The organism is Arthrobacter sp. NPDC058127 (genome assembly GCF_042884555.1).
In the GTDB taxonomy this organism is placed as follows: Bacteria; Actinomycetota; Actinomycetes; order Actinomycetales; family Micrococcaceae; genus Arthrobacter.
In genome coordinates this window covers 168,028-190,162 of record NZ_JBHVTT010000004.1, presented here as the reverse complement: position 1 = coordinate 190,162, position 22,135 = coordinate 168,028, and the positions used below count along the sequence as shown (strand labels likewise).

Here is a 22,135-nt window from a genome sequence, read left to right as displayed (position 1 = left end):
CGCTAAGAGGTCATCCCCGGCATTTTCGAATGAACCGTCCCGCAATGACAAGGATCCCCTGCCGTGTACCAGCTTGAGAATGTTCTCCGCCCCTATGCATGGGGATCGACGACGGCGATCGCCGCTCTGCTGGGAAGGCCCGCCTCGGGTGGTCCGGAGGCGGAGTTGTGGATCGGAGCGCATCCGGACTCGCCGTCCGTAGCCACCCGTCCGGATGGGTCTTCCGTCGCCCTGGACGCCCTGATCAGCGTGGATCCGGTGCACTTCCTTGGTGAAACGAGCGTGGCCGAATTCGGTCCCCGCTTGCCGTTCCTCACCAAGCTCCTTGCAGCGGACAAGCCCCTGTCCTTGCAGGTCCACCCTCGCCTACAGCAAGCCAGGGACGGTTTCGCGAAGGAAAATGCCGCAGGCATGGCGGCGGACGCACCCGAGCGCAACTATCGCGACGACAACCACAAGCCGGAGATGATCTTCGCGCTGACCCCGTTTCACGCCCTTTGCGGTTTCCGTCCGGCCGCCGATTCGCAGCGTGTCTTCGAGCACCTCGCGAGCCTCCTGGACCTTGCCGCCGTCGACGTTCCGGACGTCATTACCGGCGTCATCGCGGACCTCTCCGGGTCCGATGAGCCGACAGCACTCAAAACTGCGTTCACCCGCCTGATTACCGGCGGGGATGCCGTCTCAACTGCCACCGATCAGGTGGTTTCCATCCTGAGATCAGGCGCGCCGATGGGTCAGCACGCCGCGGAACTGTCCACCTTGGTGGACATCAACAGTGAGTTTCCGGGAGATCCCGGTGTCCTGATTTCCCTGCTCTTGAATCTTGTCTTCCTGTCCCCGGGCGAATCGGTGTACCTGCCGGGTGGAAACGTCCACGCCTACCTGAAAGGCCTCGGTGTTGAGGTGATGGCGGCTTCGGACAATGTGCTCCGTGGCGGCCTCACACCCAAGCACGTCGATGTCCCCGAACTCCTGAAGACCATCGAATTCGCGTCCCTCGGCGTACCGCGCATCGAGCCGAGGACCTCCGGATTCGGCCAGGATCTGTATGTGCCGCCGTTCAAGGAATTCCAGCTCCAGCGCATCGAGTTGGCTCCCGGAGCCGAACCGGTGCCGATGGCGCAAGCCGGCCCCGCCGTCGTCGTCGTGGTTTCGGGTTCCGTCGTGCTCGACTCCCCCAAGAGCGAGCTCGCCGTGGAGCGCGGCGGGAGTGCGTTCATCCCGGCATCCGAAGAACCCGTCATGGTGCACCCGGTCGCCGGTGCAAGCGGAACGAGCGTTGCCTTCGCCGTCACAACGGGCCTGGGGAACTAGAGGGTGGAGTACTTCCTGCAGACGCCCGCCTGGGCGGCCTTCCAGCGATCCCTCGGCCGTACCGTGCACGAGGAGTCCGGTCAGGGTTGGCGTTTCCTCGCCGTCGAGGAAAAGAACCCTGCGGGCAAGGTCATCTACACGCCTTACGGACCCGTGGCCGATTCGCTGGAGGCCTTCGACGATGCCGTAGCCGCACTTGTGGCGATCGCGCGCCGCAGCCGCGCGGTGTTTGTCCGGATGGAACCCGTCACCGCCGGGTTCGAAGCCGCCGACGCCGGTGCGGTGCTGAGGGAACGCGGACTGCAGCCGGCGCCGTCCAACCAGCAGCCGGAGTTGAGCTGGATTGTGGATCTGGACGGCGACTTCAAGGACGTCCTTGCGGGCATGAAACCCACCAACCGGAACCTGTACCGCAACATCCACAAGAAGGGTGTCACCTTCCGGTCCTCGCAGGATCCTGAAGAGATCTCGGTGCTTCTCGACTTCCTGCACATGACCGCCGCGCGCAACGGTTTCAAGCCCCAGAGCGATGACTACTTGAGCTCGGTGGCCCGCTCCCTCATGCCGGCCGGTGCCGGCACCCTGTTCATCGCCGAACTCGACGGCGAGCCCATAGCGGCCGCCCTGGCGTACGACTCCGCCGACACACGCACCTACGCCCACGCAGCTCTCGATGACACGCACCGCAAGCTCAGCGCGGGCATTCCGTTGCTCGTGACGCTCATGGCGGATGCCAAGGACAAGGGACTCAAGCACGTCGACCTGTGGGGCGTGGCTCCGGAAGACGAGCCTGACCACAAGTGGGCCGGATTCACCGCCTTCAAGAAGTCCTTCGGGGGCCGCGAAATCGCCTACCCCGGCACATGGGACCTTCCCGTCAACAAGTTCCGGTACGGTGCCTACCAAGTGGCCCGGAAGCTGCGCGAAAAGCTCCGCTGAGTTTCCTCGGCGCGAACTGGCAGCAGATACCCTCAAATTCCGATTCTGCGGGCATTTGCTGCCAACCCGCGGCCTGTCCAGAGCGCCCGCCGAACCTTATCCACCACTTCCGGCCGGGGCCCGAGCAAATCGTCATGGTGGACCCGGACTTCGCGCCAACCCAGCCGTTCTGTCAGCACCTGTCGTCTGATGTCTCTCTTGTATTGCTCAGCCTCCCCGTGATGGCCGCCTTCGTATTGGAGCGAGATCCGCTCCTTCACGTAAGCGGCATCGGGCCAAAGGGCAGGGGCACCCCACTCATTGAAGATGACGTGGTTTAGCGTGGGTTCGGGCAGCCCTGCATGCAGCAATATGAGGCGCATCTGCGTTTCCCGCGGCGAATCCGCTCCGACTCGAACCAGGTCCAGGGCCAGCCGGGCCTTGCGGACCCCTCGCATACCGGGGTGGGCTGCGACGATTGCCTTCAATTCGTCAACGGTCGCCAACGCCTGACGCGGCCTGGGATGGTTTTCGTCGTGCTCGACGACGATCGAGTCGCCCGCCGCGATAATGTCATCGATACTCATCACATGGGCCAAGTCCAGCCACGTACGCGCAGGCGAGGTAAGCCGGACGCCGTCGAGCTCTATCACTTCACCCGGTTTGAACGTCAGTTGGTGTCCAACAACGTTGCGTCTCCGCGGCTTCCATTTCTCGCCAGGGCGGGCAAGGTGAATCCGCCAGTCCCCTTCAAGTGCTTTGGACAAACTGATGCCATGGACCCGCGCCGCGGATCCATGGCTAAGGCAGCACTCTGGATCGAGCTCGGTGTAACCCCGTAAATGCTCCGCCACCGTCCCTGTGCTGTGCAGCGGCAGGCGCAGTCCCCTCGACAACGTGACAATGCCGTCGCGGCGCAGTTGCTTCTGGCTCAGTCCGAGGCTCTCAGCGGCCGACGCCGGAAAGGAACCGTTTGGAAGCTGAGGGGGCATCGGAGTCCGGGACATGCTCAATTCTTGCCCGGCTTCGAGCCCTAAATTGAGTTATCCACAGGACGGATTCCGCTCCTTAACGCGAACTGGCAGCAAATGCCTCCAAATCTCGATCCAGAGGGCATTTGCTGCCAGTTCGCGCGGGAGCCTGGTCCTACTTGCGGGCGTAGCCCTCCCACTTGCTGGCCTGGTGCTCGCCTTCGACGAAGCGGATGGTGCCGGACTTGGAGCGCATCACGATGGACTGGGTCAGGACCTTGTCCTTGGAGTAGCGCACGCCCTTGAGGAGGTCGCCGTCGGTGATGCCGGTAGCTGCGAAGTAGCAGTTGTCGCTCGTGACGAGGTCGTTCGTGGAGAGGACGCGCTCGAGGTCGTGTCCGGCGTCGATGGCCTTCTGCTTCTCGTCGTCGCTCGTGGGCCACAGGCGGCCCTGGATGACACCGCCGAGGGACTTGATGGCACAAGCGGCCACGATGCCTTCCGGGGTACCGCCGATGCCCATCAGGGCGTCGACGCCGGTGCCCGAACGTGCGGCGGCAATGGCGCCTGCAACGTCGCCGTCCATGATGAACTTGGTGCGCGCACCGGCTTCGCGGATTTCCTCCACCAGCGGGCGGTGGCGGTCGCGGTCCAGGATCATGACGTTGAGCTGGTTGACCTTGACGCCCTTGGCCTTGGCGATCAGGTGCAGGTTCTGCTTCACCGGCAGGCGCAGGTCCACCATATCGGCGGCTTCAGGACCCGTGACGAGCTTCTCCATGTAGAACACGGCTGAGGGATCGAACATGGTGCCGCGTTCGGCCACTGCCAGCACGGCGAGGGCGTTGTTGATGCCCAGCGCGGTCAGGCGGGTTCCGTCGATGGGGTCGACGGCGACGTCGCACTCGGGTCCGGTGCCGTCACCGACGTGCTCGCCGTTGAAGAGCATGGGGGCTTCGTCCTTTTCACCCTCGCCAATGACAACGACGCCGTTGAAATGGACGGTGTGGAGGAAGGAGCGCATGGCGTCAACGGCGGCGCCGTCTGCCTTGTTCTTGTCGCCGAAACCAACCCAGTGACCGCCGGCAATGGCGGCTGCTTCTGTAACGCGGACAAGTTCGAGGGCCAGGTTGCGGTCCGGCTCATCGGTCCCGACGGCGAGCGCCGGCGAAATCGTGGAATACTTCTGGGACATTGGCGCTGGAGACACGTGAACCTCTTCTTCGATGACGCGATTCGTGGGACCAGGAATGGCTGGGCTTGGCGGCCTGAATGATTCCTCTAGAACAGATCATAGTCGGGGCGGGGCGGCGCGGTCATGGGATGACCAACTCCCGGGACGCCCCTTGCGCGGACCGGCCGATGTGTATTAGCCGCTTGGATAGGAGACTATTGAAGCGTGAGTGAAACGCAAGACAAAGCAATTGCCGCCGCCCCCTCCGCCAGCGGAGGCACGGGCGCAGCTGGCTCCGACGACGCCGGTCAGCCTGCGGTGAAGCCCGTTATCGCGGCGAAAGCAGCCAAAAGGGCGAATGCGTCGGTGATTGGCATGCTCATCGCGTTGCTCCTCTGCGTGCTCGCGTTCCTGCCGATTGTCCTCATGAATCCTGCTCCAAAGAGCAACGGTTACAAGCCCAACGTCGATGTGGCGGCAACCGCAGCCAACGCGAAAGATGTGGCGGGTTTCACACCAGTGGCGCCGGATACCGGCGACACATTTAGTCCGAACTACGCTCGCTGGTCATCCGGAACCGGCGATGGCGTACCCACGTGGGAGGTCGGATACGTCACTCCCAAGCAGGCGTTCATCGGAATTGTCCAGACCCGCAAGGCCAATCCGACCTGGATTTTCCAGCAGACCGGCAGCGCTCCGGTGACCGGAACGCGCAGCGCCGGCGGCCACGACTGGGAGCTCCATGACACGGCAAAGGGCAATCGCAGCATGGTCCTGAGCTACCGCGGCACCACGATCATCCTGAGCGGCAGCGCAGGACTGGACGAGTTCTCCACCTTGGCCGCAGCCGTCGTGAAGGCAGCGGACGCAGCTCCGGTCGCTTCCGCGGACCCGAGCACGAAGCCGGGCGACACAGTTTCGCAGCCTGCAACCTCAAAGCCGTAAAGTAGCGCCGTGGCTACCTATCTGACTCCTGCACTTGCCTGGCGCCGCTTGCGCGAAGGAAACGAACGCTTCGTCGCCGGGGAATCCTTGCACCCCAACCAGGACGCATCCCGGCGGCATTCCTTGGTCGAGGACCAGCACCCCTTTGCCGTGATCTTCGGTTGCTCGGATTCCCGCCTGGCCGCGGAAATCATCTTCGACCTCGGCCTGGGCGATGCCTTCGTGGTCCGCACCGCCGGTCAGGTGATCGACGACGCGGTCCTCGGTTCGCTGGAGTACAGCATCTCCCAACTGCATGTCCCCCTCATCGTGATCCTGGGCCACGACAGCTGCGGCGCAGTGACCGCGACCAAGAGTGCCGTGGAGACCGGTGAAATGCCTGCAGGTTTCATCCGTTCACTCGTGGAGCGCATCACGCCTTCCGTGCTCACCGCGATGCGCAACGAGCAGACGGACGTCAACGAGATGGTCGTGGAGCACGTCAAGCAGACGGCCCGCCGCCTGGCCGACAGTTCCCGTGTGATTTCCGACGCGATCGACGACGGCCGGGCCGCCGTCGTCGGGCTTTCCTACAAACTGGACGAAGGCCGCGCGGCGCTGGTTTCCGGGATCGGCAAGCTCTAGGCCGGATGCCGGGCCGCCCCCAAAGGGCGGCAACCAGCGGCCGTAGCTTTGCTCCACCGGTTTTCGGTCAAGCGGCTGCTCGCCATAAGCTAGCCCCATGACTTCCACTCAAGAATCCAACACGGCCGAGTTCCGTATTGAACATGACACGATGGGCGAAGTTCGCGTTCCTGTGAACGCCCTGTACCGCGCCCAGACGCAGCGCGCCGTGGAGAACTTCCCGATCTCCGGCAAGACGCTTGAGCGCGCGCACATCGCGGCCTTGGCCCGCGTCAAGAAGGCTGCGGCCTTGGCAAACGCTGAACTTGGGGTGCTCGACGGCGAGCTCGCCGCGGCTATTGCCAACGCTGCCGATGAGGTTGCCACCGGGAAGTACGACGGCGACTTCCCCATCGACGTCTTCCAGACCGGTTCGGGTACGTCCTCCAACATGAACACCAACGAGGTCATCGCTGAACTGGCGACGCGTGCCCTCGCGGCGGCCGGGAGCGACAAAGTTGTCCACCCGAACGACCACGTCAACGCTTCCCAGTCCTCGAACGACGTCTTCCCGACGTCCGTCCACGTCGCCGCGACGTCGGCCCTGATCAACGACCTGATCCCGGCCCTTGAGTACCTGGCTGCTTCCCTGGACCGCAAGGCCGCGGAGTTCAAGGACGTCGTCAAGTCCGGCCGCACCCACCTCATGGACGCCACTCCGGTGACTTTGGGCCAGGAGTTCGGCGGCTACGCCGCGCAGGTCCGTTACGGCATCGAGCGCATCAACGCCGCCCTCCCCCGCGTCGCCGAAGTTCCCCTGGGCGGCACCGCGGTCGGCACCGGCATCAACACCCCGGAAGGCTTCCCGGAGCGCGTTATCGAACTCCTCGCGGCCGACACCGGCCTGCCCCTGACCGAGGCACGCGACCACTTCGAAGCGCAGGCCAACCGCGACGGGCTCATCGAGGGCTCCAGCCAGCTGCGCAACATCGCCATCTCCTTCATGAAGATCAACAACGACCTCCGCTGGATGGGCTCCGGCCCCAACACGGGACTTGGCGAGATCTCCATCCCGGACCTCCAGCCCGGCTCGTCGATCATGCCGGGCAAGGTCAACCCGGTCATCTGCGAAGCCTCGATCATGGTCTGCGCCCAGGTCATCGGCAACGACACCGCCATTGCCTGGTCCGGTACCAACGGCGCCTTCGAGCTCAACGTCGGCATCCCCGTGATGGCTGCCAACCTGCTCGAATCCATCCGCCTCCTGGCCAACACCAGCCGCGTCATGGCCGACAAGATGATCGACGGCATCACGGCCAACGTGGAGCGCGCCCGCTTCCTTGCCGAGGCTTCCCCGTCCATCGTGACCCCCCTGAACAAGTTCATCGGCTACGAAGCGGCGGCAAAGATCGCCAAGAAGGCTGTTGCCGAGGGTTTGACCATCCGCGAAGCCGTGATCTCACTTGGTTACCTTGAGCGCGGCGAACTGAGCGAAGAGCAGCTCGACAAGGCTCTCGACGTCACCACCATGACCCGCCCGGCCCACAAGGCCTAGTTTCCCGCCAGCCCGACTGGCCAGCCCGACGGCGGCCGGCACCTTCCCCACGGAAGGTGCCGGCCGCCGTCGTCGTTCCTGGCCGTGGAAGCTTTCTTGCACTACAAAAAGTGCAAAACTTTACTTTGTGGAAAATAGTGCAACTAACGACGGCGGACTCCGGGAGCGCAAACGCGCACAGACCCGCGCGGCGATCACCGCCGTCGCACGGTCCCTGACGTCCCAACGCGGACTCAACGGATTTACCGTCGAGGAGGCCTGCGAACAGGCGGGGATATCGCGGCGGACGTTCTTCAACTACTTCCACACCAAGGAAGACGCGGTGATCGGCTCATTCTCCGACGAGCTTCCCGAGGACGCTTTGGAGGGCTTCAGCCGCAATCCCGCCCGTGCCGACGGCACGATCTCCGACTCGCTGCTGTCCGCACTGCGGCAATTCACCCTGGCGGTCCTCGAGCGGTCCACCGTCAGCCCTTCGGAGATCCGCCAGCTCATCGCCGCTGTCACAGCCGAGCCCCAGCTCCTGGGCCGGTTGACCCGCGAAGGCGAAGTCCGCGAGCGCCAATTCGCCGAGCTGATCGCCGCCCGTGAAGGCCTCGCCGCGGACCACGCCGAGATCATCATGGCCGCCGCGGTCTTCGGCGCCGTCACCAAGAAGACAAGCCAACAGTTCTTTTCCGAGGAGAACACCGAGCCCTACCGGGAACTGCTGGATAGGAACCTCAACGCAGCCCGCACGCTCTTCGCCCAACCGCTGGACGCCAACCCCGTCGAACCCCAGAAGGATCAACCGTGAGTACAACTCTCAAGACCAAAGCAGCCGCACCGCTGCTCTTGACCCAGAAACGGATCTGGATCATTTTCTCGGCGTTGATCGCCGGAATGCTGCTCTCGAGCCTCGACCAGACCATCGTGTCCACGGCCATGCCCACGATCGTCGGCAAGCTTGGCGGCGTGGAGAACCAGGCCTGGATCACCACGGCCTATTTGCTCGCGACCACCATCGTCATGCCGATCTACGGCAAGTTCGGTGACATCCTGGGCCGGCGGAACCTGTTCCTTATTGCCATCGGTCTGTTCACCGCAGCTTCCATCGCTTGCGCCTTCGCCACCGACTTCTGGGGCTTCGTGATCTTCCGCGCCATCCAGGGCCTGGGCGGCGGCGGCCTGATGATCCTGTCGCAGGCCATCATCGCGGACATCGTGCCGGCCAAGGAACGCGGCAAATACATGGGCCCCCTCGGCGCCATCTTCGGCCTCTCCGCCGTGGCCGGTCCCCTCCTGGGCGGCTTCTTCGTCGATCACCTGACCTGGGAATGGGCCTTCTACATCAACATCCCCGTCGGCATTGCGGCGTTCACCATCGCCTGGTTCACGCTCACTCTGCCGAATAAGAAGGCCGAAAAGCGCATCGACATCCTGGGCGTGCTGCTGCTGTCCGCTGCCACGGCCTGCCTGATCTTCTTCACCGACTTCGGCGGCAAGAAGGACCAAGGCTGGGACTCCCCGCTCACCTGGGCCTTCGGCGCCGGCATGGTGCTTGCCGCCTTCCTCTTCGTCCTCGTGGAGCGCAAGGCCGAAGACCCCATCATTCCGCTGAGCCTGTTCAAGAACCGGATTTTCATCAACGCAACGGCCATCGGCTTCACCTTGGGCTTGGGCATGTTCGCCGCCATCGCCTTCGTGCCGACGTTCCTGCAGATGTCCTCCGGTACTTCAGCCGCCGTCTCCGGCTTGCTCATGCTGCCGATGATGGTGGGGCTCATGGGCACGTCCATCTACTCCGGTATCCGCATCTCCAAGACCGGCAAGTACAAGATGTTCCCGATCCTCGGAGCGAGCCTCACGATCGTTGCCATGTTGTGGCTCACCACGCTCACCGCAGCAACTCCGATCTGGGTCATCTGCATCCAGCTGTTCATCTTCGGCGCAGGCCTGGGCTTGATCATGCAGGTCATCGTCCTGGTGGTCCAGAACGCGGTTCCGGCCGAGCAGATCGGCACGGCAACGAGCACAAACAACTACTTCCGCGAGGTCGGGGCTTCGTTGGGCGTCGCCGTCTTCGGCTCGATCTTCACCACGCGGCTCGCCGAGTCCCTCACCAAGGCATTCACGGGCGCCGGTGCTTCCGCTTCACAGGCTGCTCAATCCACGAGCAAGCTCGATCCGCAGACGCTGGCCCAACTGCCGGCCCAGATCAAGGACGCCATCGTCAACGCCTATGCCGATTCGCTGGCACCCGTGTTCTGGTACCTCATCCCGTTCATCGCGGCCGCCCTTCTGCTCGCCGTCACCCTCAAGCAGATCCCGCTCTCCGACACCGCCGGAATGGTGGCCCGAGGTGAGGCTGTCGGAGGCGAGGAGGCCGAACGCCTCGAAGCCGAACGCCTCGGAGGATCCGCCGAAGCGTCCGCGGAGGAATCCGTCGAGGGGTCGGCGGTCGCGGACGCTGAGCCGCAGTCCGGTCCGGTGGGCGACAACGACGGCGAGCTCGCCCGACGTTGAGCCCGGGACATGCCCGGCCTTGGGTTGTCCGGCCCAGGGGCGTCTGGCCTAGGCTGGAACCCATGAGTTCAGAGCCCGAAGAATCCGCGAACATCAGCCCGGCCGTTCGATGGGGATTAGGGGCAGTCCTTTTCGGCCTTCTGGCTGTCTCCATTGCCTCCGCCAGGGGCGAATGGTGGACCATCCTAGGCGCTATTGCCTGCGGTGCCGCCGCGTGCCTCTTCGCTGCCCGCGCGATCCTCGCGGCCCGTCAATCACGCTGATACGCGACGGCGGAGCCTGGCTCCAGAGCGAGCCGGATGGTTTCGCGGTGGCCGGCACTGATCTCAGGCAACTCGTCGAGGGCGAACCAGCCGACGGCGATTGATTCGTCGTCGTTGACGCGGGCCTCCCCTGAGACATAGCGGCATTTGAAGGCAATATCCAGGAAGTCGCACACGTCTCCGTTGGGATACGTGACCGGGCCGATCACTCCCACCGCCAGGATCCGCTCGGTTTCGGCCACCACGGCAGTCTCCTCGAAGATCTCGCGGAGCAAACCGGGGGCGGGGTGCTCCCCGGGTTCCAGCATTCCCGTGATCAGGGTCCAACGGCCATTGTCGGCCCGTTGGCACAGCAGGACCCGGTTCTCGTCGTCCAGGACCACGCCGCGCACGCCGGGTAGCCACAACGGGTCGTTGCCGATCTTCTCGCGGATTTGCAGGATGAATTCCGGGACCGCCACTGCCTAGCCCGCTTTCGAATCGATCATCACCAACAAGAGCACTGCCTCCGCTTCAGGATCGGATCCGCCAGTAGGGCGAGTATCCCACCGGCGATGCCCGATTGACAGCGGCAGGCTGCTCGAACGGCCGTCTCTCGCGCCGCCTTGCTCGCTGCCGTCCTCACGCGGGCAGGGCGAACATCGCCGCAGCGGCACCCGCGAGCATGAACGGCCCGAAGGGTATTGATGATTTCAGGGTTCCCCGCCGGGCAGCCAGGACTCCCAGGCTCCACAGTCCGCCGAAGAGGAACGCAGCAAACGTTCCGGCGAAAATATGCGCCCAACCCAGATAGCCAAGGTAGAGGCCGAGGACACCTGCCAATTTGACGTCCCCGAAGCCCATCCCGGGCGGGTACACCAATCGCAGGATGAAGTAGAACACCCATAGAGTGGCTCCCCCGGCCACGATTCCCAAGGCGGGCACCCCGAGGAAGGAGGCACCGCCGTCGGGCGTGGACCCTGCCGCTCCGCCGCTGAGGTTCGTTGCCGCTCGGCCGGCCAGGGTGACAGATACTGCTGCGCCGAGCAGGAGCACACCGGCGATGGCATAAGACGGGAAGACGATCCGGTTGGGCAAGAGGTGGTGACGGACGTCGATGATCGTGAGGCGGGCAGCCATGATCGCAAAGTACACACAAGCTGCGAGCAAGAGCCAGAAGGCCGGGAAACTGGTCCCCCACAATTCGCCGAGTCGTCGGATCACTCTCGGATGCTATCGGTTTTCTCAAACCTGCGCCGGTCACGCACGCTTAGACTGTGGATATGGGGCGCTACAGTGCAGAAATCCAAGGCAATCCGGACGCCGACATGTCCTCCACCTTCCGAAACCTCTGCCGTTCCTCCCCGTGGAAATGGACCAGCCTGAGGTTCGAATACCTGGATCGGCCCGGCAACACGGACGCCACAGTGCGGGCCTGGCTGCGTCGCCCGGGAGCGCTTCGACTCGAAACCATGGACGGCGCGTTGCTGCATAGCACCACCGGCATCAACGATTCCCGCGATGGGCTTTACCTCGGTTCCAAGCGCAAGTCCTGGCTGTTGCCGGCCCACTTGGTGACCCCCGTTTACGACTCCGCAGGCTTGGTCCGCCGGCGTCCCGAGGCTGCTTACGGTGAACCGTCCTTCGGGAACGGTCGGCTCGCGGCAGCCCTCGATCCTGTGGAGCTCGCCGGGAATGCGCCGGTGCCGATGGAATTTCCCGAGTCCAACCGGGTGTCGTTCGGCCCCATTCGGGAAGTGGACCACGAGGGGCGCCCGGCGTTGGAAACCATCGCGACGCCGGGACACAGTTACGTGGCGTCTGATGCGGCAACACCGCTGTGCTTCCCCGGACGCACGCTCTTGCGGGTGGACTCGGGAACGGGCGTGTGCGTTTCCAGCCAATCGCTCGACGGCGATACCACTGGCCAGGGGCACTGGATGCGGATCCTGGGGGTGGACGAATACATGCTTGACGATCTGTTCCTCGCCGAATCGATGAACCTCACCGACGTCCGCAAGCACATCAGCTGGGACATCGGCCCCCGCGCGTAAGAGCCGTCCCGCCGCCCCCCACCCCCCAAACGCCCGCTCACATACAGCCCCCGTTGGCCAAACGCCCGCTCACATACAGCCCCCGTTGGCCAAACGCCCGCTCACCAGCTGATGAGAAAGCGGTCCGGGCCGACACATGACAAGCTACCCCGGGCCGTCCGCTAGGCTTCCCGGATGAACGAGCTAAGCGCCATCTGGCCCCTCTTCGGCCTCACCCTGAGCACACCCCGTTTGCAGTTGCGCCCAATCCTGGACGCTGACATCCCCGCAGCGGTCAATGCGGCCCTCAGCGGCATTCACGAGCCTGGGAAATCGCCCTTCAGCAACCCCTGGACGGAAGTTCCCGAAGATGAGTTGGGTGCCAACATGGCCCGATGGTATTGGCGCTGCCGAGCAGGAATGACCCCCGAATCGTGGACGCTCCTCTTCGGTATCTGGCACAACAACGAGTTCATTGGCTGCCAAGATGTGGAGGCGAAGAACTTCGCATCGTTGAAGACTGTCTCCACCGGTTCCTGGCTCAAGAAGGGCGCGCAAGGCCGAGGCCTCGGCAAAGAGATGCGCGCGGCCGCCCTCAGCTACGCCTTCGATTACCTGGACGCAGAAATAGCAACCTCCGAGGCTGCCATTTGGAACAAGCAATCCCTGGGCGTTTCCACCAGCCTCGGCTATGAGTTCAACGGTGTCTATCGCGACCAATGGGGCGCCGACGTCGTGGAAGTGCAACGCGTCCGACTCACTCCGGAATCGTTCATCAGACCGGACTGGAAGCTAAAGGTAGAGGGCCACGAGACTACAGCCAACTTCCTAGGTACGTGAGCGAGCGTCAGCGGGAAACCCGACAAACGTGAGCGAGCGTCAGCAGGAAAGCCGACAAATGTGAGCGAGCGTCAGTGACGGAGGCACGAGGGCCGTGGCCCGGCGAACCCGGCCACGGCCCTCTGCGCACATGGAGCTCTAGATTTCCGCCCCTTCAAGCAATTCCGTCACGAGGGCCGCGATCGGCGAGCGTTCGGAGCGGGTCAGGGTGATGTGGCCGAACAGCGGGTGCCCCTTGAGGGTCTCGACGACGGCGGCGACGCCGTCGTGCCGACCGACACGGAGGTTGTCCCGCTGGGCGACGTCGTGGGTCAGGACGATCTTGGAGTTCTGGCCGATACGGCTCATGACCGTGAGGAGCACGTTCTTTTCGAGCGACTGTGCCTCGTCCACGATCACGAAGGCGTCATGGAGCGAGCGTCCGCGGATGTGGGTCAGCGGCATGACTTCGAGCATGCCCCGGTCCATGACTTCTTCCACGACTTCCTGGCTGACGAGTGCACCGAGAGTGTCGAAGACCGCCTGCGCCCAGGGGTTCATCTTCTCCGCCTCGGAACCGGGCAGGTAGCCAAGTTCCTGTCCACCCACCGCGTACAGGGGGCGGAAGACGATCACCTTGCGGTGTTCCCGGCGCTCGAGGACGGCCTCGAGTCCCGCACACAAGGCGAGTGCCGACTTTCCAGTGCCCGCCCGGCCGCCGATCGACACGATTCCGACGCTGGGATCCATGAGCAGGTCGATCGCAAGCCGCTGCTCCGCTGAGCGGCCGTGGAGTCCGAAGACATCACGGTCACCCTTGACCAGCCGAACCTGTTTGTCCGCACCCACGCGGCCCAGGGCGGAGCCCCGGTTCGAGAGCAGCACCAGGCCCGTGTTGACGGGCAGCTCGGCTGCTGCCGGAATGAAAACCGGTTCGTGCCCGTACAGGGTGGTGATTTCGTCCTCGCTGGCTTCGATCTCCGCCATGCCGGTCCAGCCGGAGTCCTTGACGAGTTCATTGCGGTATTCGTCCGCGAACAGCCCCATCGCGGAGGCTTTGACGCGCATGGGGAGGTCCTTGGAGACGACCGTGACGTTGTGGCCTTCGTTGGCGAGGTTCTTGGCGACGGCCAGGATGCGGCTGTCGTTGTCCGGGCCGCGGAATCCTGCTGGCAGCACTTCGGTGGACACATGGTTCATCTCGACACGCAGCGTGCCACCGTCGGATCCGATCGGGATGGCTTGATTCAAGCCACCATGCTCGATGCGCAAGTCGTCCAGGAGCCTGAGGGCCTTGCGGGCGAAGTAGCCCAACTCGGGATCGTGGCGTTTGCCTTCCAATTCTGTGATGACCACGATCGGGACAATGACTTCGTGCTCCGCGAAGCGCAACAGGGCGTGCGGATCGGAAAGCAATACGGAAGTGTCAATCACATAGCTTCGACCTGTCGGGGTCGCGGACTTTGCCGTCCGTCCACCGTTGGCCCGCTTGGTGCGAGAGGTAGCTGAACTTTCCCCGTCGGAAACGACTACGGGCAGTTGCTCAGAAATAGCCACATCGACTCCAGCCCCGGGCGAACCCGGCTTATTCGTGAGGCGGCTCGGCCGGAAGGCCGGGCGCGGCCCCCCACGTAACTGGTGCGATGATTCGCTCCATCTACTGGCCTCCCCGATCAGCAGGCGGTTTGCCTACTGATGGGATTAACGTATTCCCGTGCGATTACATTTCCGGTTAGCCCAAACGGCGATTCGTGTAGACAACATGTGAACTTCCCGTAAACGGGTGCTCACCGGGAAGTCACATGTCAGGAACCGAAACGGCGCTGGCGGCCTGCGTAATCCCGCAGGGCCCGCAGGAAGTCAACCTTGCGGAACGCGGGCCAGAGCGCCTCGCAAAAGTAGAACTCGCTGTAGGCGCTTTGCCACATGAGGAAACCTGACAAGCGCTGCTCGCCTGACGTGCGGATCACCAGATCGGGGTCCGGCTGGCCGCGCGTGTAGAGGAAACGAGAGATGTCGTCCACCGAAAGTTCATCGGCCAGCTCGGTGATGTTGCGGCCGTGCGCGACGGCGTCGTGCAGCAGTTCCCGCACGGCGTCAACGATTTCGCGGCGTCCGCCGTAACCGACGGCGACGTTCACGTGCAGCCGCGAGCGGATCGGGGTGCGGGCCGTGAGCTTGTTCAGCCGCTCGGCGAGGTAGTCCGGAAGGAGCTCGGGCGCACCCATGGCGTGGACCGAGATGTTGGCGTCGTCATCCAAGCGATCGAGGGTGTTGGCGATGATTCCCATGAGCAGTTCGAGCTCTTCGCCGGAGCGGTTCATGTTGTCCGTCGAGAGCATGTACAGCGTGACGACTTTGACTCCAAGTTCCTGGCACCAGCCGAGGAATTCGTGGATCTTGTCCGCGCCTGCTTGATGGCCTTCGCTCGTGGGAGCGTTGAATTGCCGCGCCCAGCGGCGGTTGCCATCCACCATGACGCCGATGTGCCGGGGAATCTTCTCCTGCTCGAGCGAACGGAGCAGTTTGCGCTCGTAGAAGCCGTAGAGGAAGCCGGGCCACTCCATCCGGACACTCACCTGACTTCCTTTGAACAAAACGTGAAAAGCGAAACAAACAACGACGGCGGCTGGCCCGTTGGCAGCAGACCTTCCGCCGAACAACTATCGACGCCTCCGGACTGCTGCCGTAGGCGCACCACCAAGGCTACCTTCCCGAACTGGCCAGTCGGCACACCTGAGCAGCAGAAAACGATCGCAAAACTCATTACTCCGCAGTAACTTATCCGCGGCCGGGTTACGCTTTAACGATGTCGGAGCTGCTCATAATCAAGCCAAGGTGGCGCGGCTGGATACATGCTGTGGCCACGCCTTTCGCCGTCGCGGCAGGGATCGTCCTGGTGACATTGGCGCCAACGACAGATCGCAAAATCGCTTCCGCCATCTACGCTTTGACGGGTGTACTGCTCTTCGGCGTGTCCGCGGTCTACCACCGTGGCAATTGGGAGCCGAAGACCCGGATGGTCCTCAAGCGCCTGGACCACACGAACATCATGTTGGTGATCGCGGGCAGCTACACGCCCCTCGCTTGGTCGCTGCTGGAGCGCCCCAAGGCCGTGCTCCTGCTGTGGGTGATCTGGTCCGGAGCACTGCTGGGAGTACTCTTCCGGGTTCTTTGGACGGGCGCTCCACGTTGGCTCTATGTGCCTATCTACGTTGCACTGGGCTGCGGGGCGTTGTTCTACTTGCCGGAGTTCTTCACGGCGAACGTTCCAGCCGCGATCCTGATCTGTGTCGGCGGGGCACTTTACATCGCGGGGGCGGTCTTCTACGGGATCAAGAAGCCCAACTTAAGTCCGTTGAACTTCGGCTTCCATGAACTCTTCCATGCCCTCACGGTGCTGGCCTTCGCTGCACATTTCGCCGCAATCATGATTGCCGTGCTGAGCTAGCCTGCGGCACCCGTCATGGCGTCCAGGCGCTGCACGAGTTCCTCGACAGAGCCAAGCGGCAGGTCACACACCATCCCCCGGCACAAATACACCTGTGGTGAGCCGTCCGCAGCAGCCGTGCGGGCCTCGAGCAGTGGCACCTCCGGTTCCGTGGCGCGGGACCCGGGCGGCGCGCCGTCGTCGGGCGCTTGTTCGCCGGCCACACCGAGCTGGACCGCAACCACCATTCCCGGGCTCGACGACGCCAACAGCGCGCGGTGGAGTTCCCGTTGTTCGGGGCCTGGTGGGCCGGATACGGCGGCTTCTATGGGACCAGCCGCGGCTGCCTGGGCGGTCGCAAGCAGCCATCCCGCTACCCGTGGTGCCCGCCCGGCTATGGACGGCAGGAGCGAGAGGATGTTGCTTGCCATGGCCCTGTGCTCGTGCGAACCGGAGTAGGCCGCATAGCTCAGCAACACTCCGGCAAAGGCCGCTGCCCCGCTGGGGGCGGCATTGTCAAAGGGGTCCAGGCCCGCGTGCTGGCCCTGCGCGTTGAATACCTGGGCCGACTCCCCCACGGAGTCCGACAACCTGCCGTCCACCACGAAACGCGCGCAGGCGCCGCTGATCAGCTCCTCCGCGAAGCCGTACCAACGCCGCTGGCCGGTCACAGCGTAGAGGGCCAGGAAGCCTTCGGCGCAAAACGCATAGTCTTCCAACAGGCCGCTGATCCCTCGCGCAACGCCATCGTGCGAAACCCTGATCAGCACCCCTGCGCCGGTTTTTGAGCCCGGCCGCCAATGGACCCGCGCCAGGTACTCGGCGAGGCTTTCCGCGGCGGTCACCAGTTCCGGCCTGTCCAGGACCGCACCGGCTTCGGCAAGCGCCGCGATGGCCAGGCCATTCCACCCTGCCACGACCTTATCGTCCCGGGCGGGCCGGGGGCGCGCCGAGCGCGCGGCGCGCAAGGCGGGCCTGACGCGGTTCCACAACCGCGATTCCGCGCCGGACAGTTGGCGTCCGGGATGGAGCGGAGATCCAAGCTCCGAGACCGTCCCGGACGGCCCCACGTTCATCAGCCTGGCCACGGCCGCGCCGTCTCCCGGGCCGAGCACGGCTTCGAGGCTCGCGGGAATCCACAGGTACGACGCCCCTTCGTGATGCACTCCGTCCACCACGGTATCGGCGTCCAGCGAGGAAGCGAGTCCGTCCGGGATTGCGGGATCGCCCACCCCGAGAGAGTCCAGCATCCAGTCCGCGACCCGCGACGCAACAGTAGCGGCCTCGCCGGCCGGCAGGACCCAATCGCCGCGCAGCCGGACCCAATGGACATAGACCCGGAGGAGCTGGGCGTTGTCGTAAAGCATCTTCTCGAAATGCGGCACGGACCAATCCGCGGTCACGGAATACCGGGCGAAGCCGCCGTCGAGCTGGTCGCACAGTGCGGAACGGGCCATTGCGGCGAGCGTGCGGCCCGCCATGTCGCGGGCGGCGTCCGAGGTGTCCGACGGCACGGCAGCGTGCCGTATCAGGAACTCAAGGACCGCCGACGGCGGGAACTTGGGAGCGCCGCCGAAGCCGCCGCCGTCGGGGTCTTCAGAGCGGGCGAGAAGTCGCACTGCCTCCGGCAGCAGGCTTCGGTCCACGCTTTCAGGCGGCCGGTCCAGGAACACTGCCGCGGCGAGCTGGGCATTGGCCATGCCGACGGCGAGCATCCGGGCATTCTGCTCGACGGCGTCCCGGCGTTCCAGCCACGCCTCGTGGACCGCTTCAAGCACTTGGCGGAAGGACGGCCTCCCGGGCTGGGCCGTTGGCGGGAAATACGTTCCTGCATGGAAGGCCAGGCCATCGGGCGTCAGGAAGACGGACATCGGCCAGCCGCCTTCTCCGCTGATGGCCTGGGTGGCTGCCATGTAGATCGAATCCACGTCGGGGCGTTCTTCGCGGTCCACCTTGATGGCCACGAACCGGGCGTTCAGGTAGTCGGCGGTGTCCGGGTCTTCGAAGGACTCGTGGGCCATGACGTGGCACCAGTGGCACGCGGCGTAACCAATGGAAAGAAATACGGGAACATCGCGAGCCGTCGCGAACGCAAAGGCCTCATCGCCGAACGGCCGCCAGTGCACCGGATTGTCGGCGTGCTGGCGAAGATAGGCGGACGGTTCCGAGCCGAGGGCGTTGGACGCCCCCGGCCATTGCCGGGTGTTGCCCGGGTCAGCGGGCTCCGGAGCCGGCATCGCCGTCGGAGTCTTCTGCGCCCGGCTTGCCCGAGACTATTTCATCAGTCTCAGCGCCGTCGGTCTCGCCGACCAAGGCTTCTTCAACCTGGGCGCGGTAGCGTACCCGCCGGATCCGGCGGACCATGTCAACGATCAGGAAGGTCGTGAGCACCACGATGAAGGCAGTCAGGACGAAACCCCAGGTCCCCGGGGTCACCTGGTCTTCCGACAAGCCGGGGCGCAGCGACGGGGTCGGGGTAGGCGACGGGGTCGTGGCCAGGGCGATGAGAAAGTGGTGCACGGTTCAAACCTTCTATGGGAGTTTCCAGCCGGTTGGCGACTTCTACGCTTGATAGAAATCGCCGGCGATCCTATCTTAGCCCTGCGAACAGGTCCTTTTCCGGCAGTTCGGCCGGGATCCGGGAGTGGACCAGCGTGTAGTCCTCCCACGGCCAGGCCCTGCGCTGCATGTCCGGGGACACAGCGAAGAAGAAGCCAAGCGGATCAATCTGCGTCCGATGCGCCCTCAGCGCGTCGTCACGGGCCTCAAAGTAGTCTCCGCAATCCACCTGCGTGGTGGTCTGGTGCATCGGCCTCGGCGGAGTATGGCCTTCGGCATCAGCTTCCAGCCAGGAAGCCAAGCGTTCGGCGTAAGGCGATTGCAGTCCTGCCTCTTCGAGGGCGAAATGCAAGGCGCGGAAACGGTCGGGGCTGAAGGCGCGGTCGTAGTACAGCTTGCTGGGCGCCCAGCTTTCGCCCGTCCCGGGGTAGCGCTCCGGGTCACCGGCAGCATGGAAGGCTTCGACGGCAACCTTGTGGGCCATGATGTGGTCAGGATGCGGATAGCCGCCGTTTTCGTCGTAGCTCACTATGACGTGCGGCTTGAAGTCGCGGACCAAGCGGACGAGCGGTGCCGCCGCCCGCTCAAGGGGCTGAAGCGCAAAGCAGCCGCAGGGCAGGGGTGGCAACGGATCGCCGTCGGGCAGTCCGGAATCCACGAAACCCAACCAACGCTGCTTGATTCCCAGGACTGCGGCAGCTTGCTTCATTTCCAAGCGGCGCGCGCCTGCCATGTCCCTCTTCGGGTGCGGAGCCGACTCCATGGCCGGGTTCTGGATGTCCCCGCGGGAACCGTCAGTGCACGTAGCCACCATGACCTCCACGCCGGAAGCCGCATACATCGCCATGGTTGCCGCGCCCTTGCTTGACTCGTCGTCCGGGTGTGCGTGGACGGCGAGCAGCCGGAGCTGCGTGTCGGGGCTGGTGGATGTGCTCATCCGGTACGGTTCCTCTTTCTGGGTCATGCTGTTCTGGGTTTGCTGACGGCCGGGTGTTGATCAGGCATTTCTAACGCGTGCGACTCCACTGTGTGCGAGGAGGCGCCGGTAGCCCACTAAACTAGGTGGGTGACTTCGGAAGACCCATCGGGCACGGCGCTGCCGGCAACTACCAGCCTAGCCAATCGCTACGGCAGCCAAAAGCGCGCCTTCGGGGGGAAAACCAAACGGAACATCGTCATCGCCGTCCTCCTCGTGGTCATCGGTCTCTTGTTTTGGGTCACCACCTCTTCCTCGCAGTCGTCTGTGACTTTCAAGGACATCGGCTACAGCGCCACCGACGCCACTCAGCTTTCGGTCGATTTCCAGGTCACCAAGAACCCCGGCGCTACTGCCAAATGTGCCATCAAGGCAATGGACTCCGGGTTCGCGGTGGTCGGCTGGAAAGTCGTCCAGATCGGCCCGAATGCCCCCAAGGACGGCGCTGACGGCGGCCAGACAACCGCCCAGAGGACCGTACTGCGGACCGAGTCCGCGGCCGTGTCCGCCGTCGTGGACAACTGCTGGATTGTCGACAGCGGCAAATAACAAACGTGTGACCCGCGACTCAGTGAGCTTGGGTTTGTCCACAGGATTGACTACACTGGATCAATACCTTAACCCCGCTGAGTTGGTTGCTGAGTTCCACGAGTGGCCTGCACCGGCGGGGTCTTTGCTTGTCAGATCCATAAGGAGAAGTCCGTGTCGACCACCAACAGCGCGCCTGCAGCTTGGCTTACCCAGGACGCATTTGACCGCCTGAAGGCAGAGCTGGACCACCTTTCCGGCCCTGGCCGTGCGGAGATCGTACAGAAGATCGAAGCCGCCCGTCAGGAAGGCGACCTCAAGGAAAACGGCGGATACCATGCCGCAAAGGAAGAGCAGGGCAAGATCGAGGCCCGCATCCGCCAGCTGACCGTGCTCCTGCGCGATGCCCAGGTTGGCGAAGCTCCGGCCGATGACGGAATCGTCGAGCCCGGCATGCTCGTCGTCGCGCGCATCGCCGGTGACGAAGAGACCTTCCTGCTCGGATCCCGCGAAATCGCCGGCGATTCCGATCTCAACGTCTTCAGTGAGAAGTCCCCGCTGGGCGTGGCGATCATGGGCCACAAGGAAGGCGACAAGATCAGCTACGTCGCCCCCAACGGCAAGGAAATCCCGGTGGAGATTGTCTCCGCCAAGCCGTTCGCTGGCTAATAATCCCCACAGCCACCCTCGCCTCGCAAGTCCCCACCGGCTCCCAGCCTTCGCAAGCTCAGGCCGGGGCCCTCGCCTCGCAAGGCCCCACGGCCAGGGAACCCTGGCGGCGTGGGCCCATGCGGTGTTGTCGTTTCGCCGGCCCACCCCTTCGCGGGGAGGGCCGGCGTTTCGCTTTTGGTCCCCCAACTAGCTCGCAGTTGTTGTCGTTATGAGCGCTCATAACGACAACAAATGCGAGTCAGTTGGGCTGGGCCACGGCGTCAGTTGGGCTGGGCTACGGCGCGGGGGCGCGGGCGCAGCAGCACTGCGGCCACGACTCCCCCGACGGCGCCGCCAAGGTGAGCCTGCCACGAGACGAAACCCATCACGGTGGGCAACACACCGAACAAGATGCCGCCGTAAGCCAGGAAAAGCACCACGGACAGCAGGATTTGCCACCAGCTGCGGTTGAAGAAGCCACGTACCAGCAGGAACGCGAAGAGCCCGAAAACCAGGCCCGAAGCGCCCACTGTCACACCTCCCCCGCCGATGAGCCACACGGCAAGGCCTGAGCCTAGCCAGCTGAACGCCAGTGCCGTCAGGAACACCCGGAGACCGGACAGGAACACCAGGAAGCCGAAGATGACCAGCGGCAGCGCGTTGGACAGGAGATGCCCGAAATTGGCGTGGAGCAAGGGAAACGTCAGGATGTCGAAAACTCCGTCCACGCTCCGCGGCCGCAGCCCGAAGATGACGTTGAGGCTGTGCGACATCAAGGTGTTGACCAGCTCAATGACCGCCAACAGCCCCACGAAGCCACCCATGAACAGCAATCCGCCCCTGGCGCGGATGGCCAGTGACTCCTTGGCCGTTATCGGCCCGTCCCCGTTGCCGTAAAGCGCCATGGTCAGC

At 64.2% G+C, this 22,135-nt stretch carries 23 protein-coding genes; 13 read left to right on the top strand and 10 right to left on the bottom strand.

The features are described from left to right. Positions 1-63: 63 nt before the first annotated feature. The gene (manA, locus tag ACFVTG_RS08745; protein WP_390279626.1) at positions 64-1,314 is read left to right on the top strand and encodes a mannose-6-phosphate isomerase, class I; all 1,251 of its coding nucleotides are present in this window, start codon (positions 64-66) and stop codon (positions 1,312-1,314) included. Between the two features lie 3 nt (positions 1,315-1,317). Further along, positions 1,318-2,253, top strand: a complete 936-nt coding sequence (locus ACFVTG_RS08740) for a lipid II:glycine glycyltransferase FemX (protein ID WP_390279624.1) — start codon at positions 1,318-1,320, stop codon at positions 2,251-2,253. A gap of 32 nt (positions 2,254-2,285) precedes the next feature. Here the strand turns inward: ACFVTG_RS08740 and ACFVTG_RS08735 are convergent, their stop codons facing one another. After that, on the bottom strand, positions 2,286-3,239 hold the full coding sequence (locus ACFVTG_RS08735; protein ID WP_390279622.1) for a hypothetical protein: 954 nt from the start codon (positions 3,237-3,239) through the stop codon (positions 2,286-2,288). 139 nt (positions 3,240-3,378) lie between these two features. Next, positions 3,379-4,398, bottom strand: a complete 1,020-nt coding sequence (gene glpX, locus ACFVTG_RS08730) for a class II fructose-bisphosphatase (RefSeq protein ID WP_184736742.1) — start codon at positions 4,396-4,398, stop codon at positions 3,379-3,381. A 204-nt stretch (positions 4,399-4,602) separates the two neighbouring features. Between glpX and ACFVTG_RS08725 the strand changes: the two genes are divergently transcribed. From ACFVTG_RS08725 to ACFVTG_RS08700, 6 genes are all read left to right on the top strand, one after another. Continuing rightward, complete coding sequence (locus ACFVTG_RS08725; protein ID WP_390279620.1) at positions 4,603-5,322, top strand: DUF4245 domain-containing protein; 720 nt, start codon at positions 4,603-4,605, stop codon at positions 5,320-5,322. A gap of 9 nt (positions 5,323-5,331) precedes the next feature. Further along, on the top strand, positions 5,332-5,946 hold the full coding sequence (locus ACFVTG_RS08720) for a carbonic anhydrase (RefSeq protein ID WP_078105935.1): 615 nt from the start codon (positions 5,332-5,334) through the stop codon (positions 5,944-5,946). Between the two features lie 97 nt (positions 5,947-6,043). Then, positions 6,044-7,480 (top strand): class II fumarate hydratase, encoded by a 1,437-nt coding sequence (locus tag ACFVTG_RS08715; protein WP_284752488.1) that lies wholly within the window; start codon positions 6,044-6,046, stop codon positions 7,478-7,480. 127 nt (positions 7,481-7,607) lie between these two features. Beyond that, the gene (locus tag ACFVTG_RS08710) at positions 7,608-8,276 is read left to right on the top strand and encodes a TetR/AcrR family transcriptional regulator (protein WP_390279618.1); all 669 of its coding nucleotides are present in this window, start codon (positions 7,608-7,610) and stop codon (positions 8,274-8,276) included. Further along, the gene (locus tag ACFVTG_RS08705) at positions 8,273-9,985 is read left to right on the top strand and encodes an MDR family MFS transporter (RefSeq protein ID WP_390279616.1); all 1,713 of its coding nucleotides are present in this window, start codon (positions 8,273-8,275) and stop codon (positions 9,983-9,985) included. The genes ACFVTG_RS08710 and ACFVTG_RS08705 overlap by 4 nt, the downstream gene beginning before the upstream one ends. Before the next feature lie 62 nt (positions 9,986-10,047). Then, positions 10,048-10,248 carry a hypothetical protein gene (locus tag ACFVTG_RS08700; RefSeq protein WP_284752485.1) on the top strand — a complete coding sequence of 67 codons (201 nt, stop codon included), beginning with the start codon at positions 10,048-10,050 and terminating at the stop codon, positions 10,246-10,248. On the opposite strand, the gene ACFVTG_RS08695 is transcribed toward ACFVTG_RS08700, so the two are convergent. After that, complete coding sequence (locus tag ACFVTG_RS08695) at positions 10,236-10,709, bottom strand: NUDIX domain-containing protein (protein ID WP_284752484.1); 474 nt, start codon at positions 10,707-10,709, stop codon at positions 10,236-10,238. The genes ACFVTG_RS08700 and ACFVTG_RS08695 overlap by 13 nt on opposite strands. A gap of 160 nt (positions 10,710-10,869) precedes the next feature. Further along, entirely contained in the window at positions 10,870-11,451 is a 582-nt protein-coding gene (locus ACFVTG_RS08690; RefSeq protein ID WP_390279614.1) for a prepilin peptidase, read from the bottom strand. A gap of 59 nt (positions 11,452-11,510) precedes the next feature. Here ACFVTG_RS08690 and ACFVTG_RS08685 point away from each other — a divergent pair, with 59 nt between their 5' ends. After that, entirely contained in the window at positions 11,511-12,281 is a 771-nt protein-coding gene (locus ACFVTG_RS08685) for a hypothetical protein (protein ID WP_284752482.1), read from the top strand. A gap of 174 nt (positions 12,282-12,455) precedes the next feature. Next, on the top strand, positions 12,456-13,100 hold the full coding sequence (locus tag ACFVTG_RS08680) for a GNAT family N-acetyltransferase (protein ID WP_390279612.1): 645 nt from the start codon (positions 12,456-12,458) through the stop codon (positions 13,098-13,100). Positions 13,101-13,238: 138 nt separating this feature from the next. On the opposite strand, the gene ACFVTG_RS08675 is transcribed toward ACFVTG_RS08680, so the two are convergent. Continuing rightward, a complete protein-coding gene (locus ACFVTG_RS08675) occupies positions 13,239-14,513 on the bottom strand; it encodes a PhoH family protein (RefSeq protein WP_390279610.1) in 1,275 nt (424 codons plus the stop codon). A gap of 371 nt (positions 14,514-14,884) precedes the next feature. Further along, positions 14,885-15,646 carry an isoprenyl transferase gene (locus tag ACFVTG_RS08670; protein WP_284752570.1) on the bottom strand — a complete coding sequence of 254 codons (762 nt, stop codon included), beginning with the start codon at positions 15,644-15,646 and terminating at the stop codon, positions 14,885-14,887. Between the two features lie 242 nt (positions 15,647-15,888). On the opposite strand from ACFVTG_RS08670, the gene ACFVTG_RS08665 reads away from it, so the two are divergent. After that, a complete protein-coding gene (locus tag ACFVTG_RS08665; RefSeq protein WP_390279607.1) occupies positions 15,889-16,530 on the top strand; it encodes a hemolysin III family protein in 642 nt (213 codons plus the stop codon). Here the strand turns inward: ACFVTG_RS08665 and ACFVTG_RS08660 are convergent. From ACFVTG_RS08660 to mca, 3 genes are all read right to left on the bottom strand, one after another. After that, positions 16,527-18,746, bottom strand: a complete 2,220-nt coding sequence (locus ACFVTG_RS08660; protein ID WP_390279605.1) for a thioredoxin domain-containing protein — start codon at positions 18,744-18,746, stop codon at positions 16,527-16,529. The two genes, ACFVTG_RS08665 and ACFVTG_RS08660, sit on opposite strands and share 4 nt — an antisense overlap. Next, on the bottom strand, positions 18,724-19,029 hold the full coding sequence (locus ACFVTG_RS08655; RefSeq protein ID WP_284752477.1) for a hypothetical protein: 306 nt from the start codon (positions 19,027-19,029) through the stop codon (positions 18,724-18,726). Before ACFVTG_RS08655 ends, ACFVTG_RS08660 begins: the two co-directional genes overlap by 23 nt. Before the next feature lie 70 nt (positions 19,030-19,099). Further along, positions 19,100-20,005, bottom strand: a complete 906-nt coding sequence (mca, locus tag ACFVTG_RS08650) for a mycothiol conjugate amidase Mca (RefSeq protein WP_390279742.1) — start codon at positions 20,003-20,005, stop codon at positions 19,100-19,102. A 129-nt stretch (positions 20,006-20,134) separates the two neighbouring features. Between mca and ACFVTG_RS08645 the strand changes: the two genes are divergently transcribed. Continuing rightward, the gene (locus ACFVTG_RS08645; protein WP_390279603.1) at positions 20,135-20,593 is read left to right on the top strand and encodes a DUF4307 domain-containing protein; all 459 of its coding nucleotides are present in this window, start codon (positions 20,135-20,137) and stop codon (positions 20,591-20,593) included. A gap of 153 nt (positions 20,594-20,746) precedes the next feature. Next, on the top strand, positions 20,747-21,241 hold the full coding sequence (greA, locus tag ACFVTG_RS08640; RefSeq protein WP_184736437.1) for a transcription elongation factor GreA: 495 nt from the start codon (positions 20,747-20,749) through the stop codon (positions 21,239-21,241). 263 nt (positions 21,242-21,504) lie between these two features. Here greA and ACFVTG_RS08635 read toward each other — a convergent pair whose 3' ends face one another. Further along, the gene (locus tag ACFVTG_RS08635; RefSeq protein ID WP_390279600.1) at positions 21,505-22,128 is read right to left on the bottom strand and encodes a rhomboid family intramembrane serine protease; all 624 of its coding nucleotides are present in this window, start codon (positions 22,126-22,128) and stop codon (positions 21,505-21,507) included. Positions 22,129-22,135: the final 7 nt, after the last annotated feature.